Origin of the sequence: Paraburkholderia guartelaensis (assembly GCF_004353905.1) — a bacterium.
Taxonomy (GTDB): Bacteria; Pseudomonadota; Gammaproteobacteria; order Burkholderiales; family Burkholderiaceae; genus Paraburkholderia; species Paraburkholderia guartelaensis.
Window position 1 is genome coordinate 286,913 of sequence record NZ_SMOD01000005.1, and the last position, 24,289, is coordinate 311,201.

The 24,289-nt window shown below is 63.2% G+C and carries 22 protein-coding genes and 1 tRNA gene; 22 read left to right on the forward strand and 1 reads right to left on the reverse strand.

Annotated features, from left to right (window positions below; all coding sequences use genetic code 11):
• Positions 1–393 precede the first annotated feature (393 nt).
• The 6 genes from E1N52_RS09145 (at position 394) to E1N52_RS09170 (ending at position 7,464) form a co-directional block, all read left to right on the forward strand.
• On the forward strand, positions 394–2,169 hold the full coding sequence (locus tag E1N52_RS09145) for an acetolactate synthase 3 catalytic subunit (protein ID WP_133182187.1): 1,776 nt from the start codon (positions 394–396) through the stop codon (positions 2,167–2,169).
• A gap of 115 nt (positions 2,170–2,284) precedes the next feature.
• On the forward strand, positions 2,285–2,776 hold the full coding sequence (ilvN, locus tag E1N52_RS09150) for an acetolactate synthase small subunit (protein ID WP_027795483.1): 492 nt from the start codon (positions 2,285–2,287) through the stop codon (positions 2,774–2,776).
• A gap of 115 nt (positions 2,777–2,891) precedes the next feature.
• The gene (gene ilvC, locus E1N52_RS09155; protein ID WP_028205689.1) at positions 2,892–3,908 is read left to right on the forward strand and encodes a ketol-acid reductoisomerase; all 1,017 of its coding nucleotides are present in this window, start codon (positions 2,892–2,894) and stop codon (positions 3,906–3,908) included.
• Between the two features lie 147 nt (positions 3,909–4,055).
• A complete protein-coding gene (locus E1N52_RS09160; RefSeq protein ID WP_028205688.1) occupies positions 4,056–4,709 on the forward strand; it encodes a phosphatidylserine decarboxylase in 654 nt (217 codons plus the stop codon).
• A 12-nt stretch (positions 4,710–4,721) separates the two neighbouring features.
• Complete coding sequence (pssA, locus tag E1N52_RS09165; RefSeq protein WP_042271776.1) at positions 4,722–5,597, forward strand: CDP-diacylglycerol--serine O-phosphatidyltransferase; 876 nt, start codon at positions 4,722–4,724, stop codon at positions 5,595–5,597.
• Positions 5,598–5,910: 313 nt separating this feature from the next.
• Positions 5,911–7,464, forward strand: a complete 1,554-nt coding sequence (locus E1N52_RS09170) for a 2-isopropylmalate synthase (protein ID WP_133182076.1) — start codon at positions 5,911–5,913, stop codon at positions 7,462–7,464.
• 108 nt (positions 7,465–7,572) lie between these two features.
• On the opposite strand, the gene E1N52_RS09175 is transcribed toward E1N52_RS09170, so the two are convergent.
• A complete protein-coding gene (locus E1N52_RS09175) occupies positions 7,573–8,124 on the reverse strand; it encodes a hypothetical protein (RefSeq protein WP_133182078.1) in 552 nt (183 codons plus the stop codon).
• 179 nt (positions 8,125–8,303) lie between these two features.
• On the opposite strand from E1N52_RS09175, the gene E1N52_RS09180 reads away from it, so the two are divergent.
• The 16 genes from E1N52_RS09180 to nuoI all read left to right on the forward strand — a co-directional run bounded on the left by E1N52_RS09180 (position 8,304) and on the right by nuoI (position 24,269).
• Positions 8,304–9,611 carry a branched-chain amino acid ABC transporter substrate-binding protein gene (locus E1N52_RS09180; protein WP_246089004.1) on the forward strand — a complete coding sequence of 436 codons (1,308 nt, stop codon included), beginning with the start codon at positions 8,304–8,306 and terminating at the stop codon, positions 9,609–9,611.
• A gap of 154 nt (positions 9,612–9,765) precedes the next feature.
• Positions 9,766–10,035, forward strand: coding sequence for a 30S ribosomal protein S15 (gene rpsO / locus E1N52_RS09185; RefSeq protein WP_133182080.1), 270 nt, complete (start codon positions 9,766–9,768; stop codon positions 10,033–10,035).
• A gap of 364 nt (positions 10,036–10,399) precedes the next feature.
• On the forward strand, positions 10,400–12,547 hold the full coding sequence (pnp, locus tag E1N52_RS09190) for a polyribonucleotide nucleotidyltransferase (protein WP_133182081.1): 2,148 nt from the start codon (positions 10,400–10,402) through the stop codon (positions 12,545–12,547).
• Positions 12,548–12,691: 144 nt separating this feature from the next.
• Positions 12,692–13,708 (forward strand): NAD(P)H-quinone oxidoreductase, encoded by a 1,017-nt coding sequence (locus E1N52_RS09195; RefSeq protein WP_133182083.1) that lies wholly within the window; start codon positions 12,692–12,694, stop codon positions 13,706–13,708.
• 153 nt (positions 13,709–13,861) lie between these two features.
• Positions 13,862–14,644, forward strand: a complete 783-nt coding sequence (tpiA, locus tag E1N52_RS09200; protein ID WP_133182085.1) for a triose-phosphate isomerase — start codon at positions 13,862–13,864, stop codon at positions 14,642–14,644.
• Positions 14,645–14,745: 101 nt separating this feature from the next.
• Positions 14,746–15,150 carry a preprotein translocase subunit SecG gene (gene secG / locus E1N52_RS09205; RefSeq protein WP_133182086.1) on the forward strand — a complete coding sequence of 135 codons (405 nt, stop codon included), beginning with the start codon at positions 14,746–14,748 and terminating at the stop codon, positions 15,148–15,150.
• 110 nt (positions 15,151–15,260) lie between these two features.
• Positions 15,261–15,345 (forward strand) — tRNA-Leu (locus E1N52_RS09210).
• Between the two features lie 164 nt (positions 15,346–15,509).
• A complete protein-coding gene (ndhC, locus tag E1N52_RS09215; RefSeq protein ID WP_133182088.1) occupies positions 15,510–15,869 on the forward strand; it encodes an NADH-quinone oxidoreductase subunit A in 360 nt (119 codons plus the stop codon).
• Between the two features lie 72 nt (positions 15,870–15,941).
• Complete coding sequence (locus tag E1N52_RS09220) at positions 15,942–16,421, forward strand: NuoB/complex I 20 kDa subunit family protein (protein ID WP_027819582.1); 480 nt, start codon at positions 15,942–15,944, stop codon at positions 16,419–16,421.
• A 22-nt stretch (positions 16,422–16,443) separates the two neighbouring features.
• Complete coding sequence (locus tag E1N52_RS09225) at positions 16,444–17,049, forward strand: NADH-quinone oxidoreductase subunit C (protein WP_133182090.1); 606 nt, start codon at positions 16,444–16,446, stop codon at positions 17,047–17,049.
• Positions 17,050–17,058: 9 nt separating this feature from the next.
• Complete coding sequence (locus E1N52_RS09230) at positions 17,059–18,312, forward strand: NADH-quinone oxidoreductase subunit D (protein ID WP_133182092.1); 1,254 nt, start codon at positions 17,059–17,061, stop codon at positions 18,310–18,312.
• 129 nt (positions 18,313–18,441) lie between these two features.
• Entirely contained in the window at positions 18,442–18,927 is a 486-nt protein-coding gene (nuoE, locus tag E1N52_RS09235) for an NADH-quinone oxidoreductase subunit NuoE (protein WP_133182093.1), read from the forward strand.
• Positions 18,924–20,252, forward strand: coding sequence for an NADH-quinone oxidoreductase subunit NuoF (gene nuoF, locus E1N52_RS09240; RefSeq protein WP_133182095.1), 1,329 nt, complete (start codon positions 18,924–18,926; stop codon positions 20,250–20,252). Before nuoE ends, nuoF begins: the two co-directional genes overlap by 4 nt.
• Before the next feature lie 114 nt (positions 20,253–20,366).
• Positions 20,367–22,700: an NADH-quinone oxidoreductase subunit NuoG gene (gene nuoG / locus E1N52_RS09245; RefSeq protein WP_133182097.1), complete on the forward strand. Its 2,334-nt coding sequence runs from the start codon at positions 20,367–20,369 to the stop codon at positions 22,698–22,700.
• A complete protein-coding gene (gene nuoH / locus E1N52_RS09250) occupies positions 22,701–23,765 on the forward strand; it encodes an NADH-quinone oxidoreductase subunit NuoH (protein ID WP_042271744.1) in 1,065 nt (354 codons plus the stop codon). It begins immediately after the preceding gene.
• A gap of 15 nt (positions 23,766–23,780) precedes the next feature.
• On the forward strand, positions 23,781–24,269 hold the full coding sequence (gene nuoI, locus E1N52_RS09255; RefSeq protein ID WP_028210402.1) for an NADH-quinone oxidoreductase subunit NuoI: 489 nt from the start codon (positions 23,781–23,783) through the stop codon (positions 24,267–24,269).
• The last annotated feature ends 20 nt before the right edge of the window (positions 24,270–24,289 follow it).

Consider the following 24,289-nt stretch of genomic DNA (forward strand, 5'->3'; position numbering starts at 1 on the left):
GCAGGGCGCCGCCGCCAGCGTACGCGTAATCGTTCGAAAAATGTCGTAAAACTCGCGGATCCTAGCAAATTTTCGCGCCGACAGGGTAGCGGGAAGGCTATGAGAATGCTTCGCATCATGGATGCGCCTACCCTGGTGGCTTGCCTGCCGGCTCCTGGCCGACGCCGCGAGGCGTGCGCGCTGTCGCAACGTTCGTGCCCGCTTTCTCATTAATTGCTTGACCGAAAGGCATCGAGCCGCTATCTTCGACGGTTCGCAACATAAGTGACTTGTCTCAATTCGGATGTGGCCCAAGAAGCTCATCTGTCAACTGGACGCGCCGCTTGAACCCGAGCCACAAGCCCGGCAGAGAGCACCCGATCAATTTTTTGCCGAAAATTCGAAAGGTCAATGATGAACATGCCCAGCGCGGAATTCTCCACGTCGGTCCCCCCTTCGCAAGAATCTGACCCTCAAGCTAATACCTCCATCGGCGGAACCGTGCTGATGAAGGCGCTCGCGGACGAGCAGGTCGAATTCATCTGGGGCTATCCCGGCGGCTCGGTGCTCTACATTTACGACGAGCTGTACAAGCAGGACAAGATTCAGCACGTTCTCGTGCGCCACGAACAGGCAGCCGTACACGCGGCCGACGCCTATGCGCGTTCGACCGGTAATGTCGGCGTGTGTCTCGTGACCTCGGGGCCTGGCGTCACCAATGCGGTGACGGGCATCGCGACGGCCTACATGGACTCGATCCCGATGGTGATCATCAGCGGCCAGGTGCCTACCGCCGCGATTGGTCAAGACGCCTTCCAGGAGTGCGACACGGTCGGCATCACGCGTCCCTGCGTGAAGCACAACTTCCTCGTGAAGGACGTGCGCGACCTCGCCGCCACCGTCAAGAAAGCTTTCTACATTGCGCGCACCGGCCGTCCCGGCCCTGTGCTGATCGACATTCCGAAGGATGTGTCGAAGACGCCGTGCACGTATGAACCGATCAAAAACGTCACGCTGCGTTCGTACAATCCGGTCACCAAGGGCCACTCGGGGCAGATCCGCAAGGCGGTGTCGCTGCTCCTCTCGGCCAAGCGTCCGTATATCTACACCGGCGGCGGCATCATCCTCGCGGATGCGTCGCGCGAACTGAACCAGTTCGCGGACCTGCTCGGCTACCCGGTCACGAACACGCTGATGGGTCTGGGCGGCTACCGCGCGAGCGACCGCAAGTTCCTCGGCATGCTCGGCATGCACGGCACCTACGAAGCCAACATGGCGATGCAGCACTGCGACGTGCTGATCGCGATCGGTGCGCGCTTCGACGACCGTGTGATCGGCGATCCGGCGCACTTCGCCTCGCGTCCGCGCAAGATCATTCACATCGACATCGACCCGTCGTCCATCTCGAAGCGCGTGAAGGTCGATATCCCCATCGTCGGCGACGTGAAGGAAGTGCTCAAGGAACTCATCGAGCAGCTTCAGCACGCCGATCACGGCCCGGATACGGCCGCGCTCGCCGACTGGTGGAAGGACATCGAAAGCTGGCGCGAGAAGAACTGCCTGAAGTTCGACCGTTCGAGCGAGATCATCAAGCCGCAGTACGTGGTGGAGAAGGCGTGGGAACTCACGGGCGGCAACGCGTTCGTGTGCTCGGACGTGGGCCAGCACCAGATGTGGGCCGCGCAGTTCTACCGCTTCAACCAGCCGCGCCGCTGGATCAACTCCGGTGGCCTCGGCACGATGGGCTTTGGCCTGCCGGCGGCGATGGGCGTGAAGATGGCGCACCCGGACGACGACGTGCTGTGCATCACGGGCGAAGGCTCGATCCAGATGTGCATTCAGGAGCTGTCGACCTGCAAGCAGTACGACACGCCCGTGAAGATCATTTCGCTCAATAACCGCTACCTCGGCATGGTCCGCCAGTGGCAGCAGATCGAATACAGCAAGCGCTATTCGCATTCGTATATGGATGCGCTGCCTGACTTCGTGAAGCTCGCCGAAGCGTACGGCCACGTCGGCATGCGGATCGAAAAGACGGCGGACGTCGAGCCGGCGCTCAAGGAAGCGCTGCGTTTGAAGGACCGCACGGTGTTCCTCGATTTCCAGACCGACCCTTCCGAAAACGTCTGGCCGATGGTACAGGCCGGCAAGGGCATCACCGAGATGCTGCTCGGCTCGGAAGACCTGTAACGGTATTTGCACGGCGCCGTTTCGACCTCGCGCGGCGCGCGTCCACACAAGGGGCGCGCGGGTTCGCGGGGAAGGGCGGCAGCCACCCAAAACTGGATAAATCGCGGATCACATCATGAGACACATTATTTCCGTTCTGCTGGAAAACGAGCCGGGCGCGCTCTCGCGCGTGGTCGGCCTCTTCTCCGCACGCGGCTACAACATTGAAACCTTGACGGTGGCGCCGACCGAAGACCGTTCGCTGTCGCGCATGACCATCGTTTCCATTGGCTCGGACGACGTGATCGAACAGATCACGAAGCATCTGAACCGCCTGATCGAGGTGGTGAAAGTGGTCGACCTTACCGAGGGCGCCCACATCGAGCGCGAGCTGATGCTGATCAAGGTAAGGGCGGTCGGCAAGGAACGTGAGGAGATGAAGCGGATGGCGGATATTTTCCGCGGCCGTATCATCGATGTCACCGAAAAGACCTACACGATCGAACTGACGGGCGCGAGCGACAAGCTCGACGCGTTCATCGAAGCGATCGATGCGACCGCGATTCTCGAAACCGTCCGTACGGGCGGCTCGGGCATTGGGCGCGGAGAGCGCATTCTGAAGGTGTGACCCGACCACAGTCGATCTTGCACCGGACTTGACCGGATGCGTCCTTAATCGCATCCGGTGCAGCAAAAGCTAATAGCAGTACCGAAATTCACCAGACTCTCGCCAAGGAACCAACATGAAAGTTTTCTACGACAAGGACGCCGATCTCTCCCTCATCAAGGGCAAGCAGGTCACGATCATCGGTTACGGCTCGCAAGGCCACGCACACGCGCTGAACCTGAAGGACAGCGGCGTGAACGTCACGGTCGGTCTGCGCAAGAACGGCGCATCGTGGAGCAAGGCTGAGAACGCCGGCCTGCAGGTCAAGGAAGTGGCCGAAGCGGTGAAGAACGCCGACGTCGTCATGATGCTCCTGCCCGACGAGCAGATCGCCGATGTCTACGCGAAGGAAGTCCACGCGAACATCAAGAACGGCGCAGCGCTCGCGTTCGCCCACGGCTTCAACGTGCACTACGGCCAGGTGATCCCGCGCGCGGATCTGGACGTCATCATGATCGCCCCGAAGGCGCCGGGCCACACGGTTCGCGGCACGTACTCGCAAGGCGGCGGCGTTCCCCACCTGATCGCTGTCCACCAGGACAAGTCGGGCGCAGCACGTGACATCGCTCTGTCGTACGCAGCAGCGAACGGCGGCGGCCGTGCCGGCATCATCGAAACGAACTTCCGCGAAGAAACCGAAACCGACCTGTTCGGCGAACAAGCCGTGCTGTGCGGCGGTACGGTCGACCTGATCAAGGCTGGCTTCGAAACGCTGGTCGAAGCAGGCTACGCACCGGAAATGGCTTACTTCGAGTGCCTGCACGAACTGAAGCTGATCGTCGACCTGATCTATGAAGGCGGCATCGCCAACATGAACTACTCGATCTCGAACAACGCCGAGTACGGCGAGTACGTGACGGGCCCGCGCGTCATCACGGCCGAGACGAAGAAGGTCATGAAGGAAGTCCTGAAGGACATCCAGACCGGCGAATACGCCAAGAGCTTCATCCTGGAAAACAAGGCCGGCGCACCGACGCTGCAATCGCGCCGCCGTCTCGGCGCCGAGCACCAGATCGAAGTGGTCGGTGCGAAGCTGCGCGCGATGATGCCGTGGATCGCCGCGAACAAGCTCGTCGACCAGTCGAAGAACTAATCTGACGGCTCAATCTGATCGCGTGTGCGGTTTTATGCCGGCACTCATCAGTTTGACTTGAGTCAGACCCGAAAAAGCCGCCCAGGTGGGATGAACCCTGGGCGGCTTTTGCTATCCTACGGTTTTTAAAATAACAGCGAAGCCACCATGAATTACCCTCATCCGATCATCGCGCGCGAAGGCTGGCCGTTCATCGCCATTGCGGCCGTCGTGGCGCTCTTGATCCATGCGGTCGCAGGCTTCGGACTCGCGTGGCCCTTCTGGCTGATCCTGATCTTCGTCGTTCAGTTCTTCCGCGATCCGCCGCGCCCGATTCCGAGCCAGGCCAACGCCGTGCTGTGCCCGGCGGACGGCCGCATCGTCGCCGTGGAAACCGCGCACGACCCGTATGCAAACCGTGAAGCGCTCAAGATCAGCGTGTTCATGAACGTTTTCAACGTGCACTCGCAGCGTTCGCCCGTGGACGGTGCCGTCGCCAAGGTCGAGTACTTCCCGGGCGCGTACCTGAACGCCGCCATCGACAAGGCTTCGACCGAGAACGAGCGCAACGCCGTGGTCCTGACGATGGCCGACGGCACGACCGTCACCTCGGTGCAGATCGCGGGCCTTATTGCGCGCCGCATTCTCTGCTACGTGCGTGCCGGTGAGCCGCTGTCGCGCGGCCAGCGCTATGGCTTCATCCGCTTCGGCTCGCGCGTCGACGTCTACCTGCCCGTGGGCAGCCGCCCGCGTGTGTCGATTGGCGAGAAGGTATCTGCCTCGTCGACGATCCTCGCCGAACTGCCGACCCAATCGGCATAAAGGAGGGCTGCGATGGCCGGATTCAAACAGCGTCGACCCCGTAACCCCGCCGGCGCGCCGCTGCCGCGGCCGTTTCGGCGCAACAAGGCCGTGCAGGAGCCCATGGGCGTCGCCGCGAACCGGCGCGCGGCGCGCCAGGAGTTCCTGAAGAAGCGCGGCATCTACCTGCTGCCCAACGCGTTCACCACGGCGGCGCTCTTCTGCGGCTTCTTCGCGGTCGTGCAGGCCATGAACGTGCGCTTCGAGGTGGCGGCCATCGCCATTTTCGTGGCGATGGTGCTCGACGGCATGGACGGGCGCGTGGCGCGCATGACGCACTCGCAAAGCGCGTTCGGCGAGCAGTTCGACAGCCTCTCGGACATGGTGTCGTTCGGTGTGGCACCCGCGCTCGTGATGTACGAGTGGGTGCTCAAGGATCTCGGGCGCTGGGGCTGGCTTGCGGCATTCGTCTACTGTTCGGGCGCGGCGCTGCGTCTTGCGCGCTTCAACACGAACATCGGCGTCGTGGACAAGCGCTTCTTCCAGGGCCTCCCGAGCCCGGCTGCGGCCGCGCTCATCGCCGGCTTCGTCTGGCTCGCCACCGACAACCGCGTGCCCGTGAAGCTTTCGTGGCTGCCGTGGGTGGCCTTCGTGCTGACGATCTACGCGGGCGTGACGATGGTGTCCAATGCGCCGTTCTACAGCGGCAAGGCGCTCGACGTGCGCCATCGCGTGCCGTTCGCCGCCACGCTGCTCGTGGTGGTGGCGTTCGTGCTGGTGTCGTCCGATCCGCCGTTGATGCTGTTCGGCCTCTTCGTGCTCTACGGTCTCTCGGGCTATGTGTTCTGGGCGTACCAGGCCGTGCGCGGACGCTCGAACCCGGCGCGTTCGTCGCCGCGCGAGCGGTAAGGCGCGGGTGGGGGAATACTGAAAAGAGGGCTGCGCGCGAGCGCGGCCCTTTTTCTTTTTGCGCCCGCCTGGGCTGGTCTCTTCCAATTGCGCTATCGGCGGATTCCGGCTATAGTCGGCGGCATGGACACCATCCAGTTCCCCCTCTTCTCCCTTCAAGCCGGCGCGCTACTAGGCACGCTAGCGCTAGCGCGCCTGCCGCGCTGATCTCGCTCGCCCTCCGTAAGCCTCGTTCATTGTCAGCGTCGCCATCGGTGGCGCGAACACCCAAAATCCGTTTTAGACACTGAACAAGTCCCCCTGGAGACCCGAAATGGCAGCAGACAAGCTCATCATCTTCGATACGACGTTGCGTGACGGCGAGCAGTCGCCCGGTGCGTCGATGACGAAGGAAGAGAAAATCCGCATCGCGAAGCAGCTCGAGCGCATGAAGGTCGACATTATCGAAGCCGGCTTCGCAGCCAGCTCGAACGGCGACTTCGACGCGATCCACACGATCGCCGGCATGGTGAAGGACAGCACGATCTGCTCGCTCGCCCGCGCGAACGACAAGGACATCCAGCGCGCCGCCGACGCGCTCAAGCCCGCCGATCACTTCCGCATCCACACGTTCATCGCCACTTCGGCGCTGCACATGGAGAAGAAGCTTCGCATGTCGCCCGAGCAGGTGCTCGAGCAGGCGAAGCTCGCGGTGCGCTTCGCACGCAAGTTCACGAACGACGTGGAATTCTCGCCCGAAGACGGCAGCCGTTCGGACATGGACTTCCTGTGCCGCGTGCTCGAAGCCGTGATCAATGAAGGCGCGACCACGATCAATATCGCCGATACGGTCGGCTACGGTATTCCCGAGCTGTACGGCAACCTCGTGAAGACGCTGCGCGAGCGCATTCCGAATTCGGACAAGGCCGTGTTCTCGGTGCACTGCCACAACGACCTCGGCATGGCCGTGGCGAACTCGCTGGCCGGTGTGCAGATCGGCGGTGCGCGTCAGGTGGAGTGCACGATCAACGGTCTCGGCGAGCGCGCGGGCAACACGTCGCTCGAAGAAATCGTGATGGCCGTGAAGACCCGCAAGGACTACTTCGGCCTCGATCTCGGCATCGACACCACGCAGATCGTGCCGGCATCGAAGCTCGTTTCGCAGATCACCGGTTTTGTCGTGCAGCCGAACAAGGCCGTGGTCGGCGCGAACGCCTTCGCGCACGCTTCAGGCATCCACCAGGACGGCGTGCTCAAGGCGCGCGACACCTACGAGATCATGCGCGCCGAAGACGTGGGCTGGAGCGCGAACAAGATCGTGCTCGGCAAGCTCTCGGGCCGCAACGCGTTCAAGCAGCGTCTGCAGGAACTGGGCATCCAGCTCGACAGCGAAGGCGAACTGAACAACGCGTTCGCGCGCTTCAAGGAACTGGCCGACCGCAAGTCCGAAATCTTCGACGAAGACATCATCGCGATCGTCACGGAAGAGTCGGCGCAGGCGCAGGATCAGGAGCACTTCAAGTTCATCTCGCTCGCGCAGCACTCGGAAACGGGTGAGCGTCCGCACGCACGCGTCGTGTTCTCGGCTGACGGCAAGGAAGTGACCGGCGAAGCCGCGGGCAACGGCCCGGTGGACGCCACGCTCAATGCGATCGAAACCGAAGTGGGCAGCGGCTCGGAGCTTTTGCTGTACTCGGTGAACGCGATCACGACGGGCACCCAGGCGCAGGGCGAAGTGACGGTGCGTCTCTCGAAAGCCGGCCGCATCGTCAATGGCGTGGGCACGGATCCGGATATCGTTGCCGCATCGGCGAAGGCGTATATCTCGGCGCTCAACAAGCTCTACTCGGGCGACAAGGTCAATCCGCAGCGCTCCGAAGCGGTGTAAGCGGTGGCGAGGCTTCTGGCCTCGCATCGCCCAGCCAATGAAAAACCCCCGGCTCGCAAGAGCGCGGGGGTTTTGTTTTTTGCTGCGCCGGGGCCACGATCAAAACAATCAGAACAGGCTGCGGCGATCCGGATCGTGCAGCGGATCGGGCGTCTTCTGCGTGAGCCGCAGAATGCCCTGGTCGTCGAAGTAGAAGCTGTAGAGCATGTACCAGACGTTGTCTTCGAGGTAGCGGTAGGTCCACGCTTCCTTCTTCATCAGCGGGAAGTAGGAGGTTTCGACCGGGCGGCCGAAGTTGACGAGCACGTCGGTGCGCGTCCATTTGCCGATTTCCGCGCGATAGAACTCGTTGGGCTGCAGCACCTGGCGCAGGTTCACGACTTTGCCGCTCGCGTCGATGTCGGCGGCGGTGGTGGTTTCGCCCATCGGCTGGGTTGGCCACATCAGGCGCTTGCCGCCGTCGGGCAGGTCGTAGGTTTCAGCCGGCGGCCCGAATCGGGCGATCACGGACTGCGCGTCGTCGCCCGCATGGAATTGCTGCCACGGCTGTGCGCAGCCGGCGAGCGCGAGTGCGCCAACGCCCGCGAGGAGGGCGAGACGCAGGCGGCGCGAGGCGAAGCGTACAGGCGTTGCGAGCGAGGTAGATAGGCGCGTGAACATGATGTCCCCCGATGGCAAGGTTCCAATGACCGCCGTAAATGTGGAACCCTTATTTTGACACGGCGCGAGGCGCGCGCGGGCCGGGCCTGTCTGCGCAGCGACGGATCTCGGCCTTGCCGTCGCACCGCGTCGCGGCCTATGATCCGCGCTTCGAATGGAAATCCGGCTGGCATCGAACAATGAGAGAAAAGCGCATAACGGCACGCATGGCGTGTGCGGCGGCGATCATGGTCGCCATGACGGCGCTGGCGGCAGGCCTCGCGGCCGCAACCGGAGCACGGGCGGATGAGGCGCCGACCGGCAAGCCGATCCAGCTCGCGCTGATCGAAGGCATGTCCGGCCCGTTCGCGGACGCGGGCGCGGCCGTCGAGCGCAACCTGCGCTTCGGCGTCGAGCGGGTCAATGCGCGCGGCGGCGTCGTGCTGCGTGACGGGGCGCATCCGCTCGAACTGGTGACGCTCGACAGCAAGGGCAGCCCCGAGGCGGCGCTCTTGCAGCTGCGTATGGCGCAGGACCGCCACATCGGCTATGTCATGCAGGGCAACAGCTCGGCGGTGGCGGCGGCGCTCGAGTCGGCGGTCGATCGCCAGGCCGCGCGCGATCCGCAGAACCGCGAGCTCTTCCTCAACTATTCCGCCGACGACCCCGCGCTCACCAACGCGAATTGCAGCTTCTGGCATTTCCGCTTCGACGCGCACGCGGGCATGCGCATGGACGCGCTTGCGGACGTGATCGCCGCGGACAAATCGGTGAAGAAGGTGTATCTCCTCAACCAGGACTACAGCTTCGGCCATGACGTGAGCACGCTCGCGCGCGCTGCGCTGGCGAAGGACCGCCCGGACATCGCCATCGTCGGCGACGAATTCCACCCCATCGGCCGCGTGAAGGACTTCGCGCCTTACATCGCCAAGATTCGCGCCGCGGGCGCCGACGCCGTCATCACCGGAAACTGGGGCAACGACCTGACGCTGCTCGTGAAGGCCGCGCGCGAGCAGGGCCTCGACACGAAGTTCTACACCTTCTACGGCAACAGCCTGGGCGCGCCGGCGGCGCTGGGCGACGCGGGCGTGAAGCGCGTGATCGCGGTAGCCGACTGGCATCCGAACGCGGGCGGCGCAGCTTCCGACGCGTGGTACAAGGCGTTCAGGGCGCGCTATCCGGCGGCCAAGGACGACTACCCGGTGCTGCGCATGTCGATGATGGTGGAAATGCTCGCCCAGGCCATGACGAAGGCGGGCACGGCCGACCCCGAGGCCGTCGCGAAGGCATTGGAGGGCATGCGCTTCGACAATGGGTTCCACCCCATGTGGATGCGTGCCGACGACCACCAGGTGATCCAGCCCCTTTACGTCATGGAGATGGACAAGCAGGGCACGCCCGGCGTGCGCTACGACAACGAGGGTTCCGGCTATGGCTTTCGCACGGTGCTGACGCTCCCCGCGGAGCGCACCGCTCCCGCCACGGTCTGCCAGATGAAGCGGCCGTGAGGGTGCTCCTTACAAGCGGTTTCGCGGCAAATCGGGGCTGTGCTACAATACGCCCCTTGTCGCGAACCTGCGGCAAGACAATCAAGCAGTAAGAACCAAGCCACGGCACGGCCTTTCTTCCGTGACCGCTCGTTTGTTTTAAAGGAAAAGCAAAATGTCCGTAGCAGATATCAAGAAGTCCGACGTCGTCGCGCAATTCGCGCGCGGCACCAACGACACGGGTTCGCCCGAAGTTCAGGTTGCACTCCTGACGTCGCGTATCAACGAACTGACTGGCCACTTCAAGTCGCACGCGAAGGACCACCACAGCCGCCGCGGTCTGCTGCGCATGGTGAGCCGCCGCCGTAAGCTGCTCGACTACCTGAAGGGCAAGGACGCTGATCGTTACCGCGCGCTGATCGAGAAGCTGGGTCTGCGTAAGTAATCGGAAGGTCTTCCGCAAAGATGCCTGTGTCAGTTCCACTGATGCAGGCATTTTGTTTTTGAACGGTGCGCTTCATGCTGCTTTTCAAGCTGTTTTGATGCGATAAACACCGGTTCGGAACACAAGGCAACACCACGTAGCACCAGCAGTACAAGCAGCAGGGCCGGGCCTCGGGGCAGAGCTTTGTGTCATTCCAGCAGATCGTGCGCGGCGATGCGTCACAGCCGCACGGCAACAGTTTCGCAATCTCGCGATTCGCTGGAATGGCATAACACTCCTCTTCCTGCGCGGTGCCGGAACCTGTCTTGCCGCATCGTCCGCGTGTGCGGGCGGCGCATAACAAATGAGTAAGGAGTGAGTGACCATGACCATGTTCAATAAAGTCGTGAAGGAATTCAAATGGGGCCAGCACAACGTGCGCCTCGAAACGGGTGAGATCGCCCGTCAGGCCAGCGGTGCTGTCATCGTCGACGTCGAAGACACCGTCGTGCTCGCGACCGTCGTTGGCGCGAAGACCGCCAAGCCGGGTCAGGACTTCTTCCCGCTCACCGTCGACTACATCGAAAAGACCTATTCGGCCGGCAAGATCCCGGGCGGCTTCTTCCGCCGCGAAGGCCGTCCGTCGGAAGGCGAGACGCTCATCTCGCGCCTGATCGACCGCCCGCTGCGTCCGCTCTTCCCGGAAGGCTATTACAACGAAGTCCAGGTCGTGATCCACGTCCTGTCGATCAACCCGGAAGTCCCGGCTGACATCCCCGCGCTGATCGGCGCGTCGGCTGCGCTGGCGATCTCGGGTCTGCCGTTCAACGGCCCGGTGGGCGCCGCACGCGTGGCCTACATCAACAACGAGTACGTGCTCAATCCGACGCGCGCGCAGATCAAGGAATCGCGCCTCGACCTCGTCGTGGCCGGTACCGAGCGCGCCGTGCTGATGGTGGAATCGGAAGCCGACCAGCTGCCGGAAGACGTGATGCTCGGCGCGGTCGTGTTCGGCCACGAGCAGATGCAAACGGCCATCGACGCGATCCACGAACTGGTTCGTGACGGCGGCAAGCCCGAGTGGGACTGGACGCCGGCGCCGAAGGACGAAGCGCTCATCGCGCGCGTCACGGCCATCGCCAACGAAAACCTGCTCGCCGCGTACCAACTGCGTGACAAGCAACAGCGTTCGACCAAGCTGAAGGAAGTCTACGCAGCGACGTCGGCCAAGCTCGAAGAAGAAGCGGCTGCGGCCGGCACGACGGCGGCCGACAAGGCCACGGTCGGCAACATCGTGTTCGACCTCGAAGCGAAGATCGTCCGTTCGCAGATCCTGAACGGCGAGCCGCGTATCGACGGCCGCGACACGCGCACGGTTCGCCCGATCGAGATCCGCACGGGCGTGCTGCCGCGCACCCACGGTTCGGCGCTCTTCACGCGCGGCGAAACGCAGGCGCTGGTTGTCGCGACGCTCGGCACCAAGGGCGACGAGCAGATCATCGACGCGCTCGAAGGCGAGTACCGCGACCGCTTCATGCTCCACTACAACATGCCCCCGTTCGCGACCGGCGAAACGGGCCGTGTTGGCTCGCCCAAGCGCCGTGAAATCGGCCACGGCCGTCTCGCCAAGCGCGCGCTCGTCGCGTGCCTGCCGAGCGCCGAAGAGTTCGGCTACTCGATCCGCGTCGTTTCGGAAATCACCGAGTCGAACGGTTCGTCGTCGATGGCTTCGGTGTGCGGCGGCTGCCTCGCGCTGATGGACGCCGGCGTGCCGATGAAGGCGCACGTCGCCGGTATCGCGATGGGCCTGATCCTCGAAGGCAACAAGTTCGCCGTGCTGACCGACATCCTCGGCGACGAAGATCACCTCGGCGACATGGACTTCAAGGTTGCGGGTACGGAAGCTGGCGTGACCGCGCTGCAGATGGACATCAAGATCCAGGGCATCACGAAGGAAATCATGCAGGTCGCGCTCGCACAGGCGAAGGAAGGCCGCATGCATATCCTCGGCAAGATGACCTCGGCTGTGTCGGGCGTGAACACCGAACTGTCGGCGTACGCTCCGCGCATGATCACCATCAAGATCAACCCGGAAAAGATCCGCGACGTGATCGGCAAGGGCGGTTCGGTGATCCGCGCGCTGACGGAAGAAACCGGCACGACCATCGACATCTCCGACGACGGCGTCGTGACCATCGCTTCGACGTCGAGCGAAGGCATGGCCGAAGCGAAGAAGCGCATCGAAAACATCACGGCCGAAATCGAAGTGGGCCAGGTGTACGAAGGCGCGGTCCTCAAGCTGCTGGACTTCGGCGCGATCGTGAACCTGCTGCCGGGCAAGGATGGTCTGCTGCACATCTCCGAGATCGCCAATGAGCGCATCAAGGACATCAACGACTATCTGAAGGAAGGCCAGGTCGTGAAGGTCAAGGTCATCCAGACGGACGAGAAGGGCCGCGTGCGCCTGTCCGCCAAGGCGCTGCTCAACGAGCAGGCGAATGGCGGCGCACCGCAAGGCGAGCCGCAGCAGTAAAGCGGTAAGCTCCAACGGCCGGCACGTGCAAAACGCGCCGGCCGTTTTTTATGACAATGAGGGTGAATGGCAGTGCGCATGCGTCAATCAGGTCGCGTGCGCAGCGCCATCCAGACGGGGCGCGAAGCGCTGAGGAGACGCGAGATGAAGGCAGTCGAGATTACGGAATTCGGTGCGCCGGACGTGCTCAAGCTGGCCGAACGGCCAACCCCCGAGCCGAAGGCTGGCGAAGTGCTGATCAAGGTGAGCGCCTCGGGCGTGAACCGTCCCGATGTGTTCCAGCGCAAGGGCTCGTATGCGCCGCCGCCGGGCATTTCCGATCTGCCGGGGCTCGAGGTGGCGGGCGAGATCGTCGGCGGCTCGATCGACGAGAAGAACAATCCGTTTGGCCTCAAGATTGGCGATCGCGTGTGCGCGCTGATCGCGGGCGGCGGTTACGCCGAATACGCGGTCGCGCCGCTCGGGCAATGTCTGCCGGTGCCGAAGGGCCTCACCGATGTCGAGGCGGCCTCGCTGCCCGAAACGTTCTTCACGGTCTGGAGCAACGTATTCCAGCGCGCCTACCTCGGCCAGGGCGAGGGCGGCGAGAACGAGACGCTGCTCGTGCAGGGCGGCTCGAGCGGCATCGGCGTGACGGCGATCCAGATCGCGCATGCCCTTGGCTTTCGCGTGTTCGCCACGGCCGGCTCGGACGACAAGTGCCACGCCTGTGAGGCGCTCGGCGCCGACCGCGCCATCAACTACCGCACCAGCGATTTCGTGGAGGTCGTGAAGGCGCTCACGAACGACCGCGGCGTCGACGTGATTCTCGACATGGTGGCCGGCGGCTATGTGGCGCGCGAGCTTTCCGCGCTGGCGACCGGTGGCCGCATCGTCATCATCGCCACGCTCGGCGGCTCCAAGGCCGAACTCAACATGGGCGAAATCCTGCGCCGCCGGCTTACGGTGACCGGTTCGACGCTGCGTGCGCGGTCCGTGGAATTCAAGGCCCAGATCGCTCAGGAACTCAAGGCGAAGGTCTGGCCCCTGATCGAAGAGGGTCGCATCAAGCCCGTCGTGTTCCGCGTATTTCCCGCCGCGCAGGCCGCCGAGGCCCATGCGTTGATGGAAAGCAGCGAGCATGTCGGCAAGATCATGCTCGACTGGAACAGCGCGGCCTGACGGCGCATCGGCACGAGCGACCCGCTCGTGCTTGATTTTTCGGGATTTTTTTCGCGTATTTTTTGTGCATCGCGGGCGGAGCGGTTTGACCCGCCTGGATTTCACGCAGTAAAATTATGTGTTTTGCGTCCGCTTTTAACAGCAACCGGAACAATGACGAAACAACGATCGAAGCTCGTAGTCGGTAACTGGAAGATGCATGGCCGCCTCGCGGCCAATGCGGCACTGCTAGAAGGCGTCGCGCGCGGCGCGCAGGCGCTCCCTTCGGACGTGCACGTCGGCGTGTGCGTGCCGTTCCCGTATCTCGCGCAGGCGCAGGCGCTGCTCGGCGGCAGCCGGGTTCAGTGGGGCGCGCAAGACATTTCGGCGCACGAGCAGGGTGCCTACACGGGCGAAGTCGCGGCAGGCATGGTCGCCGACTTCGAAGCCACGTTTGCGATCGTTGGTCACTCGGAGCGCCGCGCATACCACGGCGAAAGCTCCGAATTCGTCGCTGTGAAGACGCAGCGCGCGCTTGCAGCGGGTCTCACGCCTATCGTCTGCGTGGGTGAGACGCTCGAAGAGCGCGAGTCGGGCGCGACCGAGCGCGTGGTCGGCGCACAGATCGACGCCGTGCTGGCCGTCCTGTCGGCCGAAGAGGCGGCGCGTATCGTCGTCGCTTACGAGCCTGTCTGGGCGATCGGCACGGGCAAGAGCGCGAGCTCGGAGCAGGCTCAGCAGGTGCATGCATTCCTGCGCGCACGCCTCGCCGCCAAGGCCGCGCAGGTGGCGGACGTGCCGCTGCTCTACGGCGGCAGCGTGAAGCCGGAAAATGCGGCGGAGCTCTTCCGTCAGGCCGACATCGACGGCGGCCTGATCGGCGGTGCGTCGCTGAAAGAGGGTGATTTCCTCGCGATCTGCGTGGCCGCTACGGCGGGCGCCAGCGTCGCGAGCTAAAGGCTTGCGCACGAAGCATTCGAAATAAAACGCGTCGTGCGGGCTGCTTATGCGTCTGCTCCGGGAGGGGCGGACGTTCAACCAGGACTCAGGTGAGTGTGATGCTGTATTTGAAAACGTTGATTATCGTCGTCCAGCTTCTGTCGGCACTCGGGGTGATTGGCCTCGTCTTGCTGCAGCACGGCAAAGGCGCAGACATGGGCGCTGCTTTCGGCAGCGGCGCGTCGGGCAGCCTGTTCGGCGCGAGCGGTTCCGCGAACTTCCTTTCGCGTACTACCGCAGTTCTTGCAACGGTGTTTTTCTGCTCCACCCTTGCGTTAACTTACCTGGGGTCGTATCATGCGAAGCCTTCGGCGGGCGTGCTTGGCGCTTCGGTTCCAGCCCCGGTCGTAGCCTCGGCGCCGGCAGCTTCGGCGCCGGTTGCATCTGCTCCTGGCGCATCCGCTCCGGCGGCGGCTTCGCCGGCTGCAGCAGCCTCGCAACCTGGCAACGACGTTCCGAAATAAGATTGAAAAACTTGTTTTGTGCGTTGAACAACGAACGGAAACAAGTTAGAATCTAGGTCTTGAAGCGATTCGCGGGTTGCAAGATTTTGTTGTCCCGGATTGCATGTAGTGCCGACGTGGTGAAATTGGTAGACACGCTATCTTGAGGGGGTAGTGGCGAAAGCTGTGCGAGTTCGAGTCTCGCCGTCGGCACCAATGTTATCTAAAAAATGCCAGCCGCTTGCTTCAGCTTCGGCTGGCATTTTTGCTTCTTACGTCGTGTTCGTCTTCTGTTCGCAGCGCGAAGTACGTGAAGTGATTCCCGCGGAGCGATGCAAGTTCCAGCGGAACCTCAGAACCAACCGATATAGAGGATAGCCTTGAACCTCGCTGCCTATTTCCCCGTCCTTCTGTTCCTCCTCGTGGGTGTTGGTCTGGGCATAGCGCTAGTGACAATCGGCAAGGTCCTCGGTCCCAACCGGCCAGACAGCGAAAAAAATTCGCCGTACGAGTGCGGCTTCGAAGCCTTCGAAGACGCTCGAATGAAGTTCGACGTACGCTACTACCTGGTCGCCATCCTTTTCATCATCTTCGACCTCGAAACGGCGTTCCTGTTTCCGTGGGGCGTGGCCCTGCGCGACATCGGCTGGTCGGGCTTTCTGTCGATGATGCTGTTTCTGCTCGAATTCCTGCTGGGCTTTGCCTACATCTGGAAGAAGGGTGGTCTCGACTGGGAATAATGGGTTAATCGCCGGATTGTATGGGCGGCACTGCGGGGAAACTGTGGGCTGTCCGTCTGGAGTGGAAAGCACATGAGTATCGAAGGGGTCTTGAAGGAAGGGTTTGTCACCACCACGGCTGACAAGCTGATCAACTGGACGCGCACTGGCTCGCTGTGGCCGATGACGTTCGGTCTGGCGTGTTGCGCGGTCGAGATGATGCACGCGGGCGCGGCCCGTTATGACCTGGACCGTTTCGGCGTGGTGTTCCGTCCGAGCCCGCGTCAGTCGGACGTCATGATCGTCGCCGGCACGCTCTGCAACAAGATGGCGCCTGCGCTGCGCAAGGTCTACGACCAGATGGCCGAGCCGCGCTGGGTCATTTCGATGGGGTCGTGCGCCAACGGTGGCGGCTACTACCACTATTCGTATTCGGTCGTGCGCGGTTGTGATCGCATCGTGCCGGTCGACGTCTATGTGCCGGGATGCCCGCCGACAGCGGAAGCCCTGGTCTACGGGGTGATCCAGTTGCAGGCGAAGATTCGCCGCACCAGCACCATCGCCCGTCAATAAAGGCCGCGAGCCTCCCCACAATATGGCAAGCAAACTCGAGACCCTGAAAGCGAACCTCGAAGCGGCCCTCGGCGCGCGCATCGTCAGCCTCACCGAGGCGCTCGGCGAGCTGACGCTGGTCGTCAAGGCGGGCGAGTCCCTCGCGGTGGCCAAGGAGCTGCGCGACAACCCCTCGCTGCGCTTCGAGCAACTGCTCGACCTGTGCGGCGTCGACTACCAGACCTTCGGTGACGGCGCCTGGGAAGGCCCGCGCTTCGCCGCGGTGTCGCATCTTCTCTCGCTCGCGAACAACTGGCGCGTGCGTCTGCGCGTGTTCGCGCCGGACGACGAAGTGCCTATCGTGCCCTCGCTCGTCGAGATCTGGAATTCGGCCAACTGGTACGAGCGCGAGGCGTTCGACCTGTTCGGCATCGTCTTCGAAGGCCACCCCGACCTGCGCCGCATCCTGACCGACTACGGTTTCATCGGCCATCCGTTCCGCAAGGACTTCCCGGTTTCGGGCTATGTCGAAATGCGTTACGACCCGGAGCAGAAGCGCGTGGTCTACCAGCCCGTCACGATCGAGCCGCGCGAGATCACGCCGCGTGTGATCCGCGAAGATCGCTACGGCGGTCTGAAGAAACACTAAGAGGGTCGCATGTCAGAGATCAAGAACTACACGCTCAACTTCGGCCCGCAGCACCCGGCAGCGCACGGTGTGCTGCGCCTCGTGCTCGAGCTCGACGGCGAAGTGATCCAGCGCGCCGATCCGCACATCGGCCTGCTGCATCGCGCGACCGAAAAGCTCGCCGAGAGCAAGACGTTCATTCAGTCGGTGCCGTACATGGACCGTCTCGACTACGTGTCGATGATGGTCAACGAGCACGGCTATGTGCTCGCCATCGAAAAGCTGCTCGGCATTGAAGTGCCGATCCGCGCGAAGTACATCCGCGTGCTGTTCGACGAAGTCACGCGCGTGCTGAACCACCTCATGTGGATCGGCTCGCACGCGCTCGACGTTGGCGCGATGGCGGTGTTCCTCTACGCGTTCCGCGAGCGCGAAGACCTGATGGACGTCTACGAGGCGGTCTCGGGTGCGCGCATGCACGCGGCTTACTACCGTCCGGGCGGCGTGTACCGCGATCTGCCTGACGCAATGCCGCAATACAAGGCGTCGAAGATCCACAACGAGAAGGCGCTCGCCCGCATGAACGAGGCGCGCCAAGGCTCGGTGCTGGACTTCATCGACGACTTCTTCACGCGCTTCCCCGGTTGCGTCGACGAGTACGAAACGCTCCTCACCGACAACCGTATCTGGAAGCAGCGTCTGGTCGGTATCGGTGTGGTGAGCCCCGAGCGCGCCATGCAGCTCGGCCTCACGGGCGCGATGCTGCGCGGTTCGGGCATCGAGTGGGACCTGCGCAAGAAGCAGCCGTACGAAGTCTACGACCAGATGGACTTCGACATTCCGGTGGGCGTGAACGGCGACTGCTACGACCGCTATCTCGTGCGCGTCGAAGAAATGCGCCAGTCCACTCGCATTGCGAAACAGTGCATTGAGTGGCTGCGCAAGAATCCCGGCCCCGTGATGATCGACAATCACAAGGTTGCGCCGCCGTCGCGCGTGAACATGAAGTCGAACATGGAAGAGCTGATTCACCACTTCAAGCTCTTCACGGAAGGCTTCCATGTGCCCGAAGGCGAGGCTTACGCTGCCGTCGAACATCCGAAGGGTGAATTCGGCATCTACCTGGTGTCAGATGGCGCGAACAAGCCGTATCGTCTGAAGATCCGTGCGCCGGGTTATGCCCACCTGTCCGCGCTCGATGAAATGGCGCGCGGCCACATGATTGCCGACGCGGTCACGATCATCGGCACGCAGGACATCGTGTTCGGTGAAATCGACCGCTAAGGCGGCGCGCAGTAAGGTGCGCCCGGTCCCGGGCGCACGCAGCATGGAACGCCACGTCTGTCGCAGCGAATGGTTGAAAACGCGCGGCAGGTTTTCGTTCGGTAGGAATTGAAAGAGTCGTGTCTGAAAATGATCTCAGCTGAAGGCCTGAAAGAAATCGATCGCGCGTTGACGAAGTACCCCGCCGATCAGCGACAGTCCGCCGTGATGGCGGCTTTGGCCGTTGCTCAGGAAGAGCATGGCTGGCTGTCTCCCGAAATCATGCAGTACGTGGCCGACTACATCGGCATGCCGCCTGTCGCGGTGCAGGAAGTCGCCACGTTCTACACGATGTTCGAGACGAAGCCGGTCGGCAAGCACAAGATCACGCTTTGCACGAATCTGCCGTGCCAGCTCGGCCCGGAAGGCGGCTCGGAGAGCGCCGCCGAATACCTGAAGCAGAAGCTCGGAATCGACTTCGGCGAAACCACGCCCGACGGCAAGTTCACCTTGAAAGAAGGTGAGTGCATGGGCGCGTGCGGCGATGCACCGGTGATGCTCGTGAACAATCACCGCATGTGCAGCTTCATGAGCCGCGAGAAGATCGACCAGCTGCTCGAGGAGCTTTCGAAATGACTTCGTTGCACGACCGTCACATCAAACCGCTGATTCTCGCGGGCCTCAATGGCGAGAACTGGCATCTCGAAGACTACGTCGCGCGCGGCGGCTACAAGCAGCTGCGCCGTATTCTCGAAGAAAAGATTCCGCCCGAGCAGGTGATCGCCGACGTGAAGGCGAGCGGTCTGCGCGGCCGCGGCGGCGCGGGCTTCCCGACCGGCCTGAAGTGGAGCTTCATGCCGCGTCAGTTCCCGGGGCAGAAGTATCTCGTCTGCAACTCGGACGAGGGCGAGCCTGGCACGTTCAAGGACCGCGACATCCTGCGCTGGAATCCGCATAGCGTGATCGAAGGCATGGCCATCGGCGCGTACGCGATGGGCATCACCGTGGGCTACAACTACATCCACGGTGAGATTTTCGAGGTGTACCGCCGCTTCGAGGCTGCGCTGGAAGAAGCGCGCCAGGCGGGCTATCTCGGCGACAACATTCTCGGCACGGACTTCTCGTTCCAGCTGCACGCGCACCATGGCTATGGCGCGTACATCTGCGGCGAGGAAACCGCGCTGCTCGAGTCGCTCGAAGGCAAGAAGGGCCAGCCGCGCTTCAAGCCGCCGTTCCCGGCGAGCTTCGGCGTGTACGGCAAGCCGACGACGATCAACAACACCGAGACGTTCGCAGCCGTCCCGTTCCTGCTGACCGTCGGTCCGCAGACGTATATGGAACTCGGCAAGCCGAACAACGGCGGCACGAAGATCTTCTCGATCTCGGGCGACGTGGAGCGTCCGGGCAACTACGAGATTCCGCTCGGCACCCCGTTCGCGAAGCTCATGGAGTTGGCCGGCGGCGTGCGCGGCGGCAAGAAGTTGAAGGCCGTGATTCCGGGCGGCTCGTCGGCGCCGGTCATTCCGGGCGACCTGATGATGCAGACGGACATGGACTATGACTCCATCGCCAAGCAGGGCTCGATGCTCGGCTCGGGCGCCGTCATCGTCATGGACGAAACGCGCTGCATGGTGCGCTCGCTGCTGCGCCTTTCGTACTTCTATTACGAAGAGTCGTGCGGCCAGTGCACGCCGTGCCGCGAAGGCACGGGCTGGCTGTACCGCGTGGTGAACCGTATCGAGCACGGCGAAGGCCGCCAGGAAGACCTGGACCTGCTGAACTCGGTGGCGGGCAACATCATGGGCCGCACGATCTGCGCGCTCGGCGACGCGGCGGCCATGCCGGTGCGCGGCATGCTCAAGCATTACTGGGACGAATTCGAATATCACGTGCACAACAAGCGTTGTCTCGTCGGCGGTCATGCCGGCTCGCACGCGGCCTCAGAAACGGTGGCCGCCTGACGGCGAGTCAAGACAGCGCGTTGTGCCGGGTTGCGCACATCGCCACGTAGCACGACGCAACGGGGAATGCCGCTGTGAAATTGAGCGGTAACAGGTTAGGGACGATTAACCATCATGGTTGAACTTGAAATAGACGGCAAGAAGGTGCAGGTGCCCGAGGGCAGCATGGTGATCCAGGCTGCTCAGCGCGTGGACACGTACATCCCGCACTTCTGCTATCACAAGAAGCTCTCCATCGCGGCCAACTGCCGGATGTGTCTCGTCGATGTCGAGAAGATGCCGAAGGCCGTGCCCGCGTGCGCGACGCCGGTGTCGCAAGGCATGGTCGTGCGCACCATGTCGGACAAGGCCGTGCAGGGTCAGCAAGCCGTGATGGAATTCCTGCTGATCAACCACCCGCTCGACTGCCCGATCTGCGATCAGGGCGGCGAATGCCAGCTTCAGGATCTGGCCGTTGGTTACGGCAAGTCCGCCTCGCGCTACAGCGAAGAAAAGCGCGTGGTGTTCCACAAGAACGTCGGTCCGCTCATCTCGATGGAAGAGATGTCGCGCTGCATCCACTGCACGCGCTGCGTGCGCTTCGGCGACGAAATCGCCGGCGTGATGGAGCTCGGGATGCTCGGCCGCGGCGAGCACTCGGAAATTACCTCGTTCGTCGGCAAGACGGTCGACTCGGAACTCTCGGGCAACATGATCGACCTGTGCCCGGTCGGCGCGCTCACGAGCAAGCCGTTCCGCTTCTCGGCGCGTACGTGGGAACTGTCGCGCCGCAAGTCGGTGAGCCCGCACGACGCAACGGGTGCGAACCTCGTCGTGCAGGTGAAGAACAACCGCGTGATGCGCGTGCTGCCGTTCGAGAACGAATCCATCAACGAATGCTGGATCTCGGACAAGGACCGCTTCTCGTACGAAGGCCTGAACAGCGAAGACCGTCTCACGCGCCCGATGATCAAGCAGGGCGGCGAGTGGATCGAAACCGACTGGCAGACCGCGCTCGAATACGTCGTAAAGGGCATCAAGGGCATTTGCGACGAGCACGGCGAGAACCAGCTCGCGCTGCTCGCGAGCCCGCACAGCACGCTCGAAGAACTCTATCTCGCCAAGCAGTTCGCGGACGCGATCGGCACGCCGAACGTCGACTTCCGCCTGCGCCAGAGCGACTTCTCGGCGCCGCTCGAAGGCGCGCCGTGGCTCGGCACGAAGATCGCCGAACTCTCGTATGCCGACTCGGCATTCGTGATCGGCTCGTTCCTGCGCCGCGACCACGCGCTGTTCGCCGCGCGTCTGCGCCAGGCTGCGAAGGGCGGTGCGCAGGTCAGCTTCCTGCAAGCCACCGCTGACGGCTCGCTGATCCCGAACGCGCAGCGCATCGTCGCCGCACCCTCGGCATGGTTCGACGAACTCGCGTCGATCGCAGCGGCCGTTGCCGAAGCGAAGGGCGTTGCGGTGCCGGAAGGCTTCGCGGGCGCACAGGCTACGGAAGCCGCGAAACAGGTTGCCGCATCGCTTGCAAACGGTGAGCGCCGCTATGTGCTGCTCGGCAACGCCGCGGTCCAGCATCCGGAATTCTCGCGCCTGCACGCAGCCGCTCAGTTCATCGCCGAAACGACGGGCGCAACGCTTGGCTTCCTCACGGAAGCGGCCAACACGGTCGGCGCGCATATCGCCGGCGCACTGCCGGGCCGCGACGGCCTGAACGCACGCGAAGCGTTCGAGCAGCCGCGCAAGGGCTATCTGCTCTTCAACGTCGAGCCGGAATTCGATACGGCCAACCCGGCCGCCGCGCGCGCCGCGCTCGCGCAGGCCGAAATGGTCGCCGTGTTCTCGCCCTACAAGACGGGCCTCGACTACGCCGACGTGCTACTGCCCATCGCGCCGTACACGGAAACGTCGGGCACCTTCATCAACGCCGAAGGTACGGCTCAGACCTTCAACGGTGTCGTGCGCCCGCTCGGCGACACGCGTCCGGCATGGAAGGTCCTGCGCGTGCTCGGCACGCTGCTGGGCGCCAAGGGTTTCGAATACGACACCGCCGAGGAAGTGCGCCGCAAGGCGATGGGCGACGGCAGCTTCGAAGGCCGTCTGTCGAACAAGGCCGGCGCCACGGTTGCGCGCGGCAGCCTCGCGAAGGCCGCTGAAGGCCGCTTCGAGCGCATCGCCGACGTGCCGATTTACCACGCCGATCAAATCGTGCGCCGCGGCGAAGCGCTGCAGCTCACCATGGCTGCCCGCGTGGCGAACGCGATCGGCCTGCCGGCGGCATACTTCGACCAGCTCGGCCTGAAGGAAGGCGACGCCGTGCGCGTGCGTCAGGGCGATCTGTCGGTAACGGCGCCCGCGACGCGCGATGCGAATCTTGCGCCGACAGTCGTGCGCGTGTCGGCGGCGACGCCGGCCGGTGCGCAACTCGGCAGCCTGTTCGGTGAACTGCTGGTGGAGAAGGCGTAAATGAGCTTGTTCGATACGATCAATGCAGGCGGCAGCCAGCTGCTCGGCGTGGCATGGCCCACCGTCTGGGCGCTGGTGCGCATTCTCGTCGTCGCGGTGGTGATCCTGCTGTGCGTGGCGTACCTGATCCTCTGGGAGCGCAAGCTGATCGGCTGGATGCACGTGCGTCTCGGCCCGAACCGCGTGGGTCCCGCAGGTCTGTTGCAGCCGATCGCCGACGTGCTGAAGCTGCTGCTCAAGGAAGTGATTCAGCCCGCGCAGGCAAGCCGCTGGATCTACATGGTCGCGCCGATCATGGTGGTGGTCCCGGCCTTCGCGGTCTGGGCGGTGATTCCGTTCCAGGCGGGCGCGGTGCTCGGCGACATCAACGCGGGTCTGCTCTACGCGATGGCGATCTCGTCGATCGGCGTGTACGGCGTGATTCTGGCGGGCTGGGCGTCGAACTCGAAGTACGCGTTCCTCGGCGCCATGCGCGCCGCGGCGCAGATGGTTTCGTACGAAATTTCGATGGGCTTCGCGCTCGTCGTCGTGCTGATGGTGTCGGGCAGCCTGAACCTCTCGGTGATCGTCGAAGGCCAGATGCGCGGCATGTTTGCGAACTGGGGCATTACGTTCCTCTCGTGGAACTGGCTGCCGCTGCTGCCGATGTTCGTCGTCTACTTCATCTCGGGCATCGCCGAAACGAACCGCCACCCGTTCGACGTGGTGGAAGGGGAGTCGGAAATCGTCGCGGGTCACATGATCGATTACTCGGGGATGGCGTTCGCGCTGTTCTTCCTCGCCGAGTACATCAACATGATCGTGATCTCGGCGCTCGCGTCGGTGCTGTTCCTTGGCGGCTGGAGCGCCCCGTTCGCGTTCCTCGACTTCATCCCGGGCGTGTTCTGGCTGGTGCTGAAGGTTTTCTGCCTGTTGTCGGTCTTCATCTGGGCCCGCGCGACGTTCCCGCGCTATCGCTATGACCAGATCATGCGTCTCGGCTGGAAGGTGTTCATTCCGGTGTGCATCGTGTGGCTGATCGTGGTCGGGTTCTGGTACATGTCGCCGTTGAGCATCTGGAAATAAGGGGCGAACACAACCATGAACGCTATCCAAAACTTCTTCAAGACGTTTTTCCTGACCGAGCTGCTCAAGGGGCTCGCGCTGACGGGTCGTTACACCTTCAAGCGCAAGTTCACCGTGCAGTTCCCGGAAGAAAAGACGCCTATGTCCCCGCGTTTTCGGGGTTTGCACGCGCTGCGCCGCTATGAAAATGGCGAAGAGCGCTGCATCGCGTGCAAGCTGTGCGAGGCCGTGTGCCCCGCGCTCGCGATCACGATCGAATCGGAAGTGCGCGAGGACAACACGCGCCGCACGACGCGTTACGACATCGACCTGACCAAGTGCATCTTCTGCGGTTTCTGCGAAGAGAGCTGCCCGGTCGACTCGATCGTCGAAACGCACATTCTCGAGTATCACGGCGAGAAGCGCGGCGATCTGTATTTCACGAAGGATATGCTGCTGGCCGTTGGCGATCGCTATGAAGCGCAGATCGCGGCGAACAAGGCAGCGGATGCACCGTACCGTTGATCTTTCAGTTTGACGCTGCA